Origin of the sequence: Sphingomonas sp. BT-65, from assembly GCF_026107375.2 — a bacterium.
Lineage (GTDB): Bacteria > Pseudomonadota > Alphaproteobacteria > Sphingomonadales > Sphingomonadaceae > Sphingomonas.
The window spans coordinates 1,590,705-1,604,150 of the sequence record NZ_JAPCIA010000001.1 but is presented as its reverse complement, the minus strand read 5'-3'; the positions used below and the strand labels follow the sequence as shown (position 1 = coordinate 1,604,150).

Sequence of the window (13,446 nt, the reverse complement as noted above, 5' to 3'; positions counted from 1 at the left end):
CCGCATGGTGCCCGCTAAAGGTCGCGCCCGAAAGGAGACGCGATGACCGGCGAGATCTACCCCGTCCCCGCCGAATGGGCACGGAATGCGCGTTACGATGCGGCAGGTTACGAGCGGCTCTATGGCCGGTCGATCGCCGATCCGGGCAGCTTCTGGCTGGAGCAGGCCAAGCGGCTCGACTGGATCAAGCGGCCGGAAATGGCGGGCGACTGGTCGTTCGACGAAGCTGATTTCCGGATCAACTGGTTCGCCGACGGCAAGCTCAACGTCGCTGCCAACTGCATCGACCGCCACCTCGCCAGCCGCGGCGGCGACATCGCGATCGTCTGGGAGCCCGACGATCCCGCCGAGGAACCCCGGCGCTTCACCTATCTGGCGCTGCATCAGGAAGTGTGCCGCTTCGCCAATGTGCTGAAGGCGAAGGGCGTCGCGCGGGGCGACCGCGTGACCATCTACATGCCGATGATCCCCGAGGCGGCGTTCGCGGTGCTGGCCTGCGCACGGATCGGGGCGATCCACTCGGTGGTGTTCGGCGGCTTCTCGCCCGAGGCGCTGGCGGGGCGCATCACCGACTGCGATTCGAGCGTGGTGGTGACCGCCGACGAGGGGCGGCGCGGCGGCAAGCGCATCGCGCTCAAGGCCAATGTCGACGAGGCGGCAAAGCGCGCGCCCGCGCTCAAGACGGTGATCGTGGTCAAGGCGACCGGCAGGGAGGTAGCGATGACCGAGGGCCGCGACGTCTGGTATCATGACGCCGCGGCGAACGTCTCCGCCGACTGCCCGGCCGAGGCGATGAACGCCGAGGATCCGCTGTTCATCCTCTACACCTCAGGCTCGACCGGCAAGCCCAAGGGCGTGCTGCACACCAGCGGCGGCTATCTCCTCTGGGCGAGCCTGACGCACGAATTGTGCTTCGACTATCGCCCCGGCGACGTGTGGTGGTGCGCGGCGGATATCGGCTGGGTCACCGGGCACAGCTACATCCTCTACGGCCCGCTCGCGAATGGCGCGACGACGCTGATGTACGAGGGGCTGCCCAACTGGCCCGATGCCAGCCGCATCTGGCAGGTGGTCGACCGGCACAAGGTCCACACCATCTACACCGCCCCCACCGCGTTGCGCGCGCTGATGAAGGACGGCGACGACTTCGTCGCCAAGACCTCGCGCAAGTCATTGAAGCTGCTCGGCACGGTCGGCGAGCCGATCAACCCGGAGGCGTGGCGCTGGTATCACGAGGTGGTCGGCGAGGGGCGTTGCCCGATCATCGACACCTGGTGGCAGACCGAGACCGGCGGCGCGATGATCGCGCCGATGCCGGGCGCGACCGACTTGAAGCCCGGCTCGGCGACCAGGCCAATGCCCGGCGTCGACCCGCAGCTGGTCGACAGCGAGGGCGCGGTATTGGGCGGCGCGACCGAGGGCAATTTGGTCATCGCGCGCAGCTGGCCGGGGCAGATGCGCACCGTGTGGGGTGACCACGCGCGTTTCTTCCAGACCTATTTCACCACCTATCCGGGGAAGTATTTCACCGGTGACGGCTGCCGCCGCGACGAGGACGGCTATTACTGGATCACCGGCCGCGTGGACGATGTGATCAACGTCAGTGGCCACCGCATGGGTACCGCCGAGGTCGAGAGCGCGCTGGTGCTCCATCCCAAGGTGGCCGAGGCCGCAGTGGTGGGCATGCCGCACGACGTGAAGGGGCAGGGCATCTATGCCTATGTCACGCTCAACGCCGGCGAGGCGGCGGACGATGCGCTGCGCGCCGAGCTGGTGAAATGGGTGCGCACCGAGATCGGCCCGATCGCGACGCCCGACGCGCTGCAGTTCGCGCCGGGCCTGCCCAAGACCCGCTCGGGCAAGATCATGCGCCGCATCCTGCGCAAAATTGCCGAGGGTGACGTGTCGTCGCTCGGCGATACGAGCACGCTCGCCGATCCGGCGGTGGTCGACGATCTGGTGGCGAACCGGCTGCGATGAGCCTTCGCATCATCGAGGGGGACATCACCCGGCTCGATGTCGATGCGATCGTCAACGCCGCGAACTCGTCCCTGCTCGGCGGGGGCGGGGTCGATGGCGCGATTCACCGTGCGGCGGGACCGGGGCTGCTCGAAGAATGCCGCAAGCTCTATGCGCTGGGCGGCTGCAAGACTGGTGATGCCAAGCTCACGGGTGGGTATCGGCTGCCGGCGCGCTATATCATCCACACGGTCGGTCCAGTCTGGCAGGGCGGGGGCAAGGGCGAGCCGGAATTGCTGGCGAGCTGCTACCGCCGCTGTTTCGAGATCGCGGCCGCGCAGGGCATCCGCAGCATCGCCTTCCCCGCGATCAGCTGCGGCGTCTATCGCTTTCCGGTCGACCAGGCCGCGGCGATTGCAGTGCGCGAATGCCGGGCAGCGATAGCGGCTGATCTGGAGCTCGACGTGATGCTGGTCGCGTTCGGCCCCGACATGCGCCGTATCTACGAAGCCGCCTTGGCCTGACGGGCATAAAAAGGGCGCGGGGAGATGCTCCCCGCGCCCTGTTTTGGTTTGCGCCCTTGTCAGACCGGCTTGGTCTCCAGATCCGGTCGCATCCCGGCCGCCTGATTCTCCGCCAGTTCCGGCTCGCCCGCCAGGTCCTTGTCGTCCCTGAGCGTATCGAGATGCATCCAGCGCTTCACGATCGGACTGAGCACCAGCACGCCCACGCCCACGCCGATCGCGATCCAGCCGAACAGGCTGTAGATGTCGAGCAGACCGTCCTTGGTCATCTGGCCGTCATGACCGCCAGTCGCCTCGCCGATCTTGCCCGCGACGAAATTGCCGACCGCGGTCATGTAGAACCAGGCGCCCATGATGAGCGAGGCGAGGAACTTGGGCGCGAGCCGGTTCATCGCCGACAGGCCGACGGGCGACAGGCACAGCTCCGCGGTGGTCGCGAAGAAATAATAGGCGAAGACGAGGAACACCGGCGTCATCGCGGCGATCCCCCAGGCGTGCGCGCCCCACACCAGCACGAGGTTGGCGAAGCCCATCTGCAGCAGAGCGAGGCCGAACTTGGCGGGTGCCGACGGCTCGATGCCGCGCTTGCCCAGCATCTGCCACAGCCCGGCAAAGAGCGGCGCGAGCAGGATGATGTAGATCGGGTTGATCGACTGGAAGATGCCCGCCGGCACGCCGCCGCGGTCCACGAACTCGTCGGTGAACAGGTTCATCGAACCGCCCGCCTGCTCGAACAGGCCCCAGAAGATCGGATTCAATGAGATCAGGAACAGGATCGCGAACATGCGCTCGCGCGGTTCCTTGGGCAGCTTGAAGCTCTCGTAGAGGACATAGCCGAGCAGCGCGACGCCCGAGATGGCGAGCAGCGTCTGGATCACGTCCTGATACTGGACCAGCGCCCAGATCACCGCGACCGACGCGAAGCCGACGCCGTAGAGCGTCCACTCGCGCGAACGCGACAGCGGCGCGGGCGCTTCTCCTGCGCCGTGGAGCGACGCCTTGCCCAGCACGAACACGATCAGGCCGGCGAGCATGCCGATGCCGGCAAGGCCGAAGCCGAAGCCCCAGCCGATCGTCTGGCCGAGATAGGCGACCAGGATGGTGCCGAGCGCGGCGCCCACGTTGATGCCCATGTAGAAGATCGTATAGGCCGCGTCGCGGCGCGTGTCGGTGAGGTTGTAGAGCTGCCCGACCATCACCGAGATGTTTGCCTTCAAAAAGCCCGAGCCGACGATGATGAAGGCGAGCGCCAGCCAGAAGACGTTGATGGTCGGGTCATTCTGCCCGCCCGTGCCCTCGACCGCCATCAGCGAGTGACCCGCGGCGAGCAGCAGGCCGCCGAAGATCACCGCCTTGCGCTGGCCCAAATAACGGTCGGCGAGATAGCCGCCGAGTACCGGGGTGATGTAGACCAGTGACGTATAGGCGCCGTAGATCAGGTTCGACTTGCCGTCCGAGAACAGCCAATGCTGGGTCAAGTAGAAGATCAGGATGGCGCGCATGCCGTAGTAGGAGAAACGCTCCCACATCTCGGCGAAGAACAGCATGTACAGGCCCTTGGGATGGCCCGCGAATTCCGGCTTCTTGCTGGCGGCGATCAGCGCCCCGCCCGCGAGGAAGGCGAAGAGCAGGACCGTGGCGATCACGGCGATCCACTCGGCCTCCGCCCATAATGCTACGTCTTTGAAATGCGGCAATTTCGAACCCCTTTATCAAACAGATTCCTGCCCCGTGCGCGCGGGGCGGATTGCTGCGCGGGAGCCTAACGGCGAAAATCGCCATGTGAAGCGGGATTGTGTCACACGTAACTGAACCCTGGCTGAGCGATTTCATGGGGCGGTCGCTTTTGCTGCGCCGCAAGAGCCGCTAGGGCGCGCGCATGACCTTCAACGATCGCTCCACCCCGCTTACGCTGCTCGCCACCCGCCGCTCGGCCAAGGCGCGCGACCTGATCCCCCCTGCGCCCGATGCGGGTGAACTGGCGCGGATCCTCGAGATCGCGGCGCGCACGCCCGACCATGGCAAGCTCGCGCCGTGGCGGTTCGTGGTGGTGCCGGCGGAAGCGCGCGACGCGCTCGCGGCGGGGATCATCGATGCCTATCGCGCTGAAAAGCCCGGGGCGGGACGGCTGGAGATCGAGGCGATGGACCAGTTCGCACGGCAGGCCCCGGCGCTGGTGGTCGTGCTCGCTTCCCCCAAGGTCGAGAGCCATATCCCATTGTGGGAACAGGAGCTGTCGGCGGGCGCGGTGACGATGAACCTGCTCCACGCGGTGCACGCCAGCGGCTATGCCGGGTGCTGGCTCACCGGCTGGGCAGCGTATAGCGATCGCGTGCGCGACCTGTTCGGCGCCGCGTCCGAGCGTATCGTGGGCTTCGTGTTCATCGGTACGGCCGGCAAGCTGCTGGAGGAGCGTCCCCGGCCCGACATGGCCAAGGTCGTCTCGACATGGGGCGGAACCGCGACGGACGGTATCTGACGAAACCGCCTTAGGGGTGGAACTTTCCGCTCCCATGCTGTATTAAGGCAGCATGACAGCGCTCGAGCATGAAGACAGCCCGGTTTATCTGAAGCTTCGCGCCAGCATCGCCACGGCGATCCTGCGCGGCGAATACCGGGCGGGGGACCAGTTGCCGTCGGTGCGCGCGCTTGCTGCCGAGCATGGCGCCAACCCGCTGACCGTCGCCAAGGCCTATCAGAGCTTCCAGGACGACGGCTATGTCGAGGTGCGCCGCGGCGTCGGCATGTTCGTGCTGCCCGGCGCGGTCGAGCGGCTCAAGATCGCCGAGCGCGACCGCTTCCTGACCAGCTACTGGCCCAAGGTGCGCGAGCATATCGCGCTGCTGGGGCTGAACGCGCACGAGCTGCTGGACCGCGAGATCGCCTAGGCCGCGAACGTCTCCGCATCCACCGCGTAAAGCACTTCCGCCTTCGCCATCGCCGCTGCCTTCAGCCCCAAAGCCTCGGGCACGATCTGCTCGACGTAAAATCGCGCTGCCGCCTGCTTCAGGGCGAGGAACGCCGGGTCGCCCTCCGCGCTCGCAGCGATGCCGCGCTGCTTCTCCATCAGCCAGCCACACACGGCGACCGACAGCATCGTCAGGAACGGATAAGAGCCGGCAAGCCGGTCATCAATCTCGCTCGCCAGCATGTGGCGGCCGACCTCCTCGCACGCGTCGATCAGCGCGATCAGCCCGGCGTCCTGCGCCTCGCCGCGCATCTGCGCGGTCAGTGCGAGCAGCGTGCCGCCATTGTCCATGCTCAGCTTGCGGCCCACGAGATCGGCGGCCTGGATGCCGTTGGTGCCCTCATAGATCGGGGTGATGCGCGCGTCGCGGAAATGCTGGGCGGCGCCGGTCTCCTCGATATAGCCCATGCCGCCATGCACCTGGATGCCGAGGCTGGCGACCTCGTTGCCGAGATCGGTGCCGTGCGCCTTGGCGAGCGGGGTGAGCAATTCGAGCCGCGCCCTCGCCGCCGCATCGCCGGCATTGGCGCGATCGACCATCGAGGCGGCGAGATAGACCAAAGCGCGTGCCGCCATCGTCTGCGCCTTCATCCGCAACAGCATGCGGCGGACATCGGGATGCTCGATGATCGCCACCGGCTCGCGGCCATGTCCCGCCCGCGCCGACTGGATGCGCTCGCGGGCATAGGCGACGGCGCGCTGCGTCGCGCGCTCGGCGACCTGCACGCCCTGCAGGCCGACATTGAGCCGCGCATTGTTCATCATCGTGAACATCGCGCGCATCCCGCCGAGCTCGGCCCCGATCAACTCGCCGACGCAATCGCCATGGTCGCCGAACGAGAGGACGCAGGTTGGGGAGGCGTGCAGCCCCATCTTGTGCTCGATTGAGACGACGCGGACATCGTTGAACTCGGCCGGGTTTCCGTCGGCGTCCAGCCGGTACTTCGGCACCAGGAACAGCGAGATGCCCTTGGTCCCCGGCGGCGCATCGGGCGTGCGCGCGAGGACGAGGTGGACGATATTGTCCGCCAAGTCGTGGTCGCCGAAGCTGATGAAGATCTTGGTCCCGGTGATCGACCATCTGCCGTCGGCGCGCGGCTCGGCACGGGTCTTGAGCGCGCCGACGTCGCTGCCCGCCTGCGGCTCGGTCAGGTTCATCGTGCCGGTCCATTCGCCGGTCGCGAGCTTGGGCAACCACAGATCCTGTTGCTCGGGCGTGCCGTGATGCACCAGCGACTCGATCGCGCCGACATTGAGCGTCGGGCACAGCGCGAAGCCCATGTTCGCGGTGCCCAGCGTTTCCAGCACCGCGGTCGCGAGGGTGAAGGGCAGGCCCTGGCCGCCAAAGGCTTCGGGCGAGCCGATCGTCCCCCAGCCGCCCTCGACATAAGCCTTGTAGGCCTCCGGATAGCCCTGGGGCATCTTCACGCCCTCGGGCGTCCATTTCGCGCCCACCGTGTCGCCGGCGCGATCGAGCGGCGCCCATTCGCCCGCCGCGAACGCGCCTGCGCCCTCCAGCACCGCGTCGACCAGGTCGGGCGTCGCGGCTTCGGACAGCTCCGAAATGCCGGCGACATGCTCCAGCACGAAGCGCTGCTCGGCGGTGGCGGGGGTGAAGCTCATCGGTCCTCTCTTGCCGGTATTTTCTCCCCGCTATAGCCAGCAGCTATGGCCGCTCCAAATCCACGCGTAGAGACCCGTACCTTACCCTACGGCGAGGCGGCGATTGCCGAGGCTGCGGCGCTGGTCGCGGCGGGCGGATGCGTCGCGGTGCCGACCGAGACGGTCTATGGCCTTGCCGCGGACGCGACGAATCGGGACGCGGTCGCGGCGATCTACGCGGCCAAGGGCCGCCCCTCCTTCAATCCGCTGATCGTCCATGTCGCGGATCGCCAGGCGGCCGAGCGGATCGCACAGTTCGATCGCGACGCGCGCGCGCTGGCCGACGCGTTCTGGCCAGGTCCGCTCACGCTGGTGCTCCCGCTGCGGCCCGACGCCGCGATCGCGGGGCTGGTCACCGCCGGGCTCGACACCGTCGCGCTCCGTGTGCCGCAGCATCGCGCGATGCAGGCGCTGCTCGCCGCCTCCGGCAAGCCGCTCGCAGCGCCCTCGGCCAATGCCAGCGGCACGATCAGCCCGACACGGGCGAGCCATGTCGCCGCCAGCCTCGACGGACGCATCCCGCTGATCGTCGATGACGGGCCGACCAGCGGGGGCATTGAATCGACCATCGTCGCGCTCGGCGGGGCCCCGCGGCTGCTGCGCCCGGGCCCGATTCCGGCCGAGGCGATCGAGCGCGAGATCGGCCGCTGGCTGGCTGGCGGGAGTGAAAAGATCGAGGCGCCCGGCCAACTCGCCAGCCATTATGCGCCCGCCAAGCCGGTCCGGCTCGACGCGACCGAGCGCTGTGCCGACGAGTGGCTGATCGGCTTCGGCGCGATTGCCGGCCATGACACGCTGTCCGCTTCGGGCGACTTGACCGAAGCGGCGGCGAAGCTGTTCGACGCGCTGCACCGCGCAGACGAGTCGGATTGCGCCGCGATCGCCGTCGCCCCCGTGCCCGACGAGGGGATCGGGATCGCGATCAACGACCGGCTGCGCCGCGCCGCGCACCGCTAGTTGTGGAAAACTAAGCCCTTTACACCCGCGCAACGAGTCCTAGTCTCCGCCTCGCCGCGTACCGGGCGAGTGTTCGAACACGAGAGTGGGAGAGGCATGATGACCAATGTGCAACGGGGTCTGGCCGAGTTGATCGGCACCTTCTGGCTGGTCTTCGGCGGCTGCGGCAGCGCAGTGCTGGCGGCGGCGTTTCCGGAGGTCGGGATCGGGCTGCTCGGCGTATCGTTCGCCTTCGGCCTGACGGTGCTGACCATGGCCTATTCGATCGGACATATCTCGGGCTGTCACCTCAATCCGGCGGTGACGCTCGGCCTGTGGGCGGGCGGACGCTTCGCGGCGAAGGACATCCCGCTCTACGTGATCGCGCAGGTGATCGGCGGCGCCGTGGCGGCGTGGCTGCTCTATTGCATCGCGAGCGGTGCGCCGGGCGGCTACGATCTCGCGGGCGGGCTCGCCGCCAACGGCTTCGCCGAGCATTCGCCGGGCCAGTTCAGCATGCATGCGGCGCTGATCATCGAGGTCGTGCTGACCGCGATGTTCCTGCTGATCATCATGGGATCGACCGACAGCCGCGCCCCCGCGGGCTTCGCGCCGATCGCGATCGGCCTCGCGCTGACGCTGATCCACCTCATCTCGATTCCCGTGACCAACACCTCGGTCAACCCGGCGCGCAGCACCGGGCCGGCGCTGGTCGTGGGCGGCTGGGCGATCCAGCAGCTGTGGCTGTTCTGGGTCGCGCCGATCGCCGGCGGGATCATCGGCGGGCTGGTCTACAAGATGCTCGGCGCCGAAGCTGCCAAGCGGCCGCCGGTCGAGGGCGGACCGCTCCCGGCCGCGGAGGAATAGGAAAAGCGGGGCGGTCTAGGCGGCCGCCCCCTCCTTGATTCGCGCGGCGAAGCTCTTGCGCAGCTTGTTGAGCTTGGGCGGGATCACCGCGAGGCAATATGGATTGCGCCGGCCTTCGCCTTCCCAATAATCCTGGTGATAGGCTTCGGCCGGCCACCAGGTGTCGTTCGCCTCGATCGACGTGACGATCGGCGCGGGCCATTCGCTCTGGTTGCGTGCGATCCCGGCCTTCGCCGCTTCTTCCTGCTCGGGTGACTGGGGGAAGATCGCCGAGCGGTATTGCGTGCCGACATCGTTGCCCTGGCGGTTGAGCTGGGTCGGGTCGTGCGTCGCGAAGAAAATGTCGAGCAGGTCGCCGTAGGTGATCTGCGCCGGGTCGAAGACGACCTTGAGTGCCTCGGCATGGCCGGTGTCGCCGCCGCAGACCGCCTTGTAGGTCGGGTTCTCGACATGCCCGCCAATATAGCCACTTTCGACCGACTGAACGCCGATCAGGTCCTTGAACACGGCCTCAACGCACCAGAAGCAGCCGCCCGCGAAGATTGCGGTTTCGGTAGTCATTTCGCCTCAACTCCTTGCTACGCCGCCCAAGATAGGGTTGAGCGGGGCGGGCAACTAGAGGTGAGCTTTATGCGTGATGGCGCGGTGATGGTGACGGGCGGAGCAGGCTATATCGGCAGCCATGCCGTGCTGGCGCTGCTCGATGCTGGGTGGCGCGTGGTGGTGGTCGACAATCTCGTTACCGGCTTCGACTGGGCGGTCGATCCGCGGGCGGCGCTGGTCGTCGCCAACGTCGCCGACGACGACAAGGTGCGCGCGGCGATCCGCGACCATGGCGTGACCGCGATCATGCATTTCGCCGGATCGGTGGTGGTGCCGGAATCGGTCAGCGACCCGCTCAAATATTACCGCAACAACACCGCCGCGAGCCGCAGCCTGATCGAGAGCGCGGTACGCGAGGGCGTGAAGCACTTCATCTTCTCCTCGACCGCCGCGACCTATGGCATCCCCGAAATCGTGCCCATCCGCGAAAATGCGCCGCAGCTGCCGATCAATCCCTATGGCATGTCGAAGCTGATGACCGAACATATGCTGCGCGATGTCGCCGCAGCGCATCCGCTCAACTTCGCGGCGCTGCGCTACTTCAACGTCGCGGGCGCCGATCCGCAGGGCCGCTCGGGCCAGAGCACGGCGGGCGCGACGCATCTCATCAAGATCGCGGCCGAGGCGGCGACCGGCAAGCGCGGGCATGTCAGCGTGTTCGGCACCGATTTCGCGACTCGCGACGGCACCGGGGTGCGCGACTATATCCATGTCAGCGATCTTGCCGCGGCGCATGTCGATGCGCTCGACCTGCTGATCGCCGAGCCGGGCAAGAGCCACTTCCTCAACGCCGGCTATGGCCGCGGCTATTCGGTGCTCGAGGTGCTGGATGCGGTGGATCGCGTGACCAATATGAAGATCGAGCGCCGCCTCGAGGGCCGCCGCGCGGGCGACCCCGACGAACTGGTGTCGGACAATCGTGCGATCCTCGAAGCGCTCCCGTGGCGCCCGCAGCATGACGATCTCGACCGCATCGTCGCGCATGCGCTCGCCTGGGAGCGCAAGCTGGCGGAGCGTGCATGATCGAGCTGTTCCTCTCCGCCTTCGCCACGCTGTTCGTGGTGATCGACCCGCCGGGCTGCGCGCCGATCTATGCGGGTCTGACCAAGGGCGCGACGCACGCGCAGCAGCGGGCGATGGCGGTCCGCGCGGTGGTGATCGCCAGCGCGATCCTGCTGGTGTTCGCGCTGGTGGGGGAGGCGCTGCTCAAGACACTCGGCATCAGCCTCAACGCCTTCCGCATCGCGGGCGGGATCATGCTGTTCCTGATCGCGCTCGAGATGGTGTTCGAGAAGCGCCAGGAGCGCCGCGAGGATCGCGCGACCAAGATCATGGAGACGCCTGAGGTCGAGGACGTGTCGGTCTTCCCGATGGGCATGCCGATGATCGCCGGCCCGGGCTCGATCGCCACCGTCATGCTGCTGGTGTCGCGCGCCGAGGGGCTGGGAGAGACCGCCGCGGTGTTCGGCGCGCTGGCGCTGGTGCTGGTCCTGACGCTGGTCGCGCTGCTCGCCGCGGGGCCGCTGATGCGGCTGCTCGGCGCCAAGATCGAATCGGTCATCACGCGTCTGCTCGGCGTGCTGCTGTCGGCGTTGGCAATCCAGTTCGTGATCGACGGGATCAGGCGCAGCTTCGGGCTCTAGGGCCGGTCATATCGGATCCGCCACAGCCGATAGGGCGCGTTCTTCGGCAGCTTCACCGGATCGAGCCAGGCGGGCACCTTGCCCTTGGCGAGCTGGCCGTAGAAGCCATTGGGCTCGCGCGAGCGATACACCGTGCTCTCGGCCATGTTGGGGCAGACCAGCAGATATTGCGCGCCATAGCGCCGCGCGATCGGCCGGAACGCCTCGGGCTTGCCGGTGAAGGCGTGGTGCACGTCGAGGATCGCGCGCTCGTTGCGGTGATAGGGGCCGGCAATGCCCTTGTGATGCGTCATCACGATCAGCCGCGGCCCGAGATCGACATGGGTGAACAGCGTCGACGGCGGCAGCGTGCGGTCGAGCAGCGACATGCCCGCGGCACTCGCGCACCGCGCATTGGCGCGGGCGACCACCGCGCGGTTGGGCTGGGGCTTGTCGATCTTCACATATTTGACGACGAATCCGGCGAACAGGCCCGAGACGATCAGGAATGCCGCGGCCGAGCCGAGGATGCGCACCGGCATCCATTTGTGGTTGAGGAACCACGGCACGATGATCCAGGCGAGCGCGGTGGCGCCGGGCACGCCGAGCAGCTGCGCGGCCGGCCCCGCACGGATCTGCCACAGCAGCATCGCCCCGGCGAACGCCGTGAACAGCCCGATCGCGACCCAGGCAACGAGCTGATCGGCGGTGCGCGCCCGCATCGCCGCTACCGCCGCGCCGATGATGCCGATGACCGGCAGCACGGCGATCGGGAAGCCCATGGCGAAGCGGTGCTTGTAGATGGGGCGCGCCTCCCGGACATTGTTCAGCCAGGTGTTGTAGAGTTCGTCCGAGACGCCCTCGGGGCGCGACAGGCATTGGGGGAAGAGTGCGGCGAATCCGCCTGCGATCGCCGCGCCGGCGACCGCTGCGAGGCCGAGACGCGCCGCGCGGCTCGCCGGGTTGAGCAGGCTGAGGCCGAACAGCAGCACGCCCGCGGCGATCGTCACCGACAGCCACACTGGGGTCAGCGCGTCGCAGCGCATCGCATGGTTGGCGTTGGAGGCGAAGATCGCGAAGCCGAGCGTGCTTCCGCCCGCGAGGCTCAGCGCATAGGCCTGCATCCGCCGCACCTCGGCGCCGTCCCACACCCAGCGCAGCGTGACGATCGCCCCGGCGATCGCGCAATAGGGCAGCAGCTCGAGCCCGATCGTCAGCGACGCGGCGCTCGACAAGCCGACGATGAGCCCGCCCCGCGCTCCCTTGGGATCGGCGAGCCCGGCGACGGTGAGCGCGAGACAGGCGAGCTGCCAGCCATGATGATCGATGCGCAGCGGCACGAACATCAACATTGTCGCGGTGCAGCCCATCAGGATGATGATCGCCAGCGGCCAGGCGGCCGGCGCGATCAGGCGGCGCACGGTCAGGCCCAACGCCGCCATCGTCACGCCGAGCGGGAAGAGCGGTGCGATGCCGCAGGCCAGCTTCTCGGCCATCGGTGTGCCGAGGAAGGGCTTGAAGAGCAGGATCAGCGCCGCGATCGGCAGATCGACCAACCGCGACCAGTGGATGTCGAGGCCGCCCGGCGGGCTCAGGCGATATTGGCGCAGGTCGTACCAGCCCTGTCCGTCGAGCAGCGCGCGGACCTGCATCAGCCGCATATTGTCGTCGGTGTCGCCCAGGCCCAGGGCATTGATCTGCCCCCAGCGATCCCACAGATACCAGCCCGCGATCGCCGCCCAGGCGAGCAGCGTCCAGCGCAGCCAGTGCCTGTCCAGCTCGCGCTCGAGATCGAAGCCACCGATACCTTTGGTCAAAACCGCTTCCCCTACCGCTTGTTGCGCATTAGGGCGGCGCCCGGCTTCAGGGCAAGGCAGGCGTGACGGCGATCATCCACAGAATCGGTGAATTGCAGCGCAGCGGCGTCCTGGGCCAGCTGATGCGCTTCGGCATTGCGGGTGTCGTTTCGACGCTGATCTATGCCGCGGTCTATATGCCGCTCGTGACCTGGGTGTTCCCGAACCTCGCGGTCGCGGCGGTGCCCTTCGCCTTCGCGGTGGCGGTGACGTGCGGTTTCTTCATGCACTCGCTGTGGAGCTTCAAAGGGCATGGCAGCCGCGACAATAGCGGGCGGCAGCATGTCAAATTCCTGGTTGTGCAAGGCTTCGGGCTGCTGCTCAACGCGTTGTTCACCTGGGTGATCGCGGACCTGCTGCACTATCCCGACTGGGCGCCGCTGATCCCGATCGTGACAATCACCCCGCTCGCGACTTTCGCCCTGAACCGGCAATGGGTATTCGGCTGA

13 protein-coding genes are annotated in these 13,446 nt (G+C 67.5%); 9 read left to right on the top strand and 4 right to left on the bottom strand.

The genetic code is table 11. From position 1 onward, the window contains the following. Window positions 1-42 precede the first annotated feature (42 nt). Both acs and OK349_RS07635 read left to right on the top strand, forming a co-directional pair. Entirely contained in the window at window positions 43-1,980 is a 1,938-nt protein-coding gene (gene acs / locus OK349_RS07640) for an acetate--CoA ligase (RefSeq protein ID WP_265117218.1), read from the top strand. Further along, window positions 1,977-2,483 carry an O-acetyl-ADP-ribose deacetylase gene (locus OK349_RS07635; RefSeq protein WP_265117217.1) on the top strand — a complete coding sequence of 169 codons (507 nt, stop codon included), beginning with the start codon at window positions 1,977-1,979 and terminating at the stop codon, window positions 2,481-2,483. Before acs ends, OK349_RS07635 begins: the two co-directional genes overlap by 4 nt. 59 nt (window positions 2,484-2,542) lie before the next feature. Here OK349_RS07635 and OK349_RS07630 read toward each other — a convergent pair whose 3' ends face one another. Beyond that, on the bottom strand, window positions 2,543-4,180 hold the full coding sequence (locus tag OK349_RS07630; protein WP_265117216.1) for a peptide MFS transporter: 1,638 nt from the start codon (window positions 4,178-4,180) through the stop codon (window positions 2,543-2,545). A 182-nt stretch (window positions 4,181-4,362) separates the two neighbouring features. On the opposite strand from OK349_RS07630, the gene OK349_RS07625 reads away from it, so the two are divergent. Then, the gene (locus tag OK349_RS07625; protein ID WP_265117215.1) at window positions 4,363-4,962 is read left to right on the top strand and encodes a nitroreductase family protein; all 600 of its coding nucleotides are present in this window, start codon (window positions 4,363-4,365) and stop codon (window positions 4,960-4,962) included. A gap of 52 nt (window positions 4,963-5,014) precedes the next feature. After that, window positions 5,015-5,371 carry a GntR family transcriptional regulator gene (locus OK349_RS07620; RefSeq protein ID WP_265117214.1) on the top strand — a complete coding sequence of 119 codons (357 nt, stop codon included), beginning with the start codon at window positions 5,015-5,017 and terminating at the stop codon, window positions 5,369-5,371. Here OK349_RS07620 and OK349_RS07615 read toward each other — a convergent pair. Further along, window positions 5,368-7,074, bottom strand: a complete 1,707-nt coding sequence (locus tag OK349_RS07615; protein WP_265117213.1) for an acyl-CoA dehydrogenase family protein — start codon at window positions 7,072-7,074, stop codon at window positions 5,368-5,370. The genes OK349_RS07620 and OK349_RS07615 overlap by 4 nt on opposite strands. 45 nt (window positions 7,075-7,119) lie before the next feature. On the opposite strand from OK349_RS07615, the gene OK349_RS07610 reads away from it, so the two are divergent. Together OK349_RS07610 and aqpZ are read left to right on the top strand one after the other, a co-directional pair. Continuing rightward, the gene (locus OK349_RS07610; protein WP_265117212.1) at window positions 7,120-8,070 is read left to right on the top strand and encodes an L-threonylcarbamoyladenylate synthase; all 951 of its coding nucleotides are present in this window, start codon (window positions 7,120-7,122) and stop codon (window positions 8,068-8,070) included. 99 nt (window positions 8,071-8,169) lie between these two features. Next, window positions 8,170-8,916, top strand: a complete 747-nt coding sequence (gene aqpZ, locus OK349_RS07605; RefSeq protein ID WP_265117211.1) for an aquaporin Z — start codon at window positions 8,170-8,172, stop codon at window positions 8,914-8,916. 15 nt (window positions 8,917-8,931) lie between these two features. Here the strand turns inward: aqpZ and msrA are convergent, their stop codons facing one another. After that, window positions 8,932-9,477 (bottom strand): peptide-methionine (S)-S-oxide reductase MsrA, encoded by a 546-nt coding sequence (gene msrA, locus OK349_RS07600; protein ID WP_265117210.1) that lies wholly within the window; start codon window positions 9,475-9,477, stop codon window positions 8,932-8,934. 69 nt (window positions 9,478-9,546) lie between these two features. On the opposite strand from msrA, the gene galE reads away from it, so the two are divergent. Together galE and OK349_RS07590 are read left to right on the top strand one after the other, a co-directional pair. Next, the gene (gene galE / locus OK349_RS07595) at window positions 9,547-10,542 is read left to right on the top strand and encodes a UDP-glucose 4-epimerase GalE (protein ID WP_265117209.1); all 996 of its coding nucleotides are present in this window, start codon (window positions 9,547-9,549) and stop codon (window positions 10,540-10,542) included. Further along, complete coding sequence (locus tag OK349_RS07590) at window positions 10,539-11,162, top strand: MarC family protein (RefSeq protein WP_265117208.1); 624 nt, start codon at window positions 10,539-10,541, stop codon at window positions 11,160-11,162. The genes galE and OK349_RS07590 overlap by 4 nt, the downstream gene beginning before the upstream one ends. On the opposite strand, the gene OK349_RS07585 is transcribed toward OK349_RS07590, so the two are convergent. After that, window positions 11,159-12,958 (bottom strand): AcrB/AcrD/AcrF family protein, encoded by a 1,800-nt coding sequence (locus OK349_RS07585; RefSeq protein ID WP_265117207.1) that lies wholly within the window; start codon window positions 12,956-12,958, stop codon window positions 11,159-11,161. The genes OK349_RS07590 and OK349_RS07585 overlap by 4 nt on opposite strands. A 62-nt stretch (window positions 12,959-13,020) precedes the next feature. On the opposite strand from OK349_RS07585, the gene OK349_RS07580 reads away from it, so the two are divergent. Beyond that, window positions 13,021-13,446, top strand: a complete 426-nt coding sequence (locus OK349_RS07580) for a GtrA family protein (RefSeq protein WP_265117206.1) — start codon at window positions 13,021-13,023, stop codon at window positions 13,444-13,446.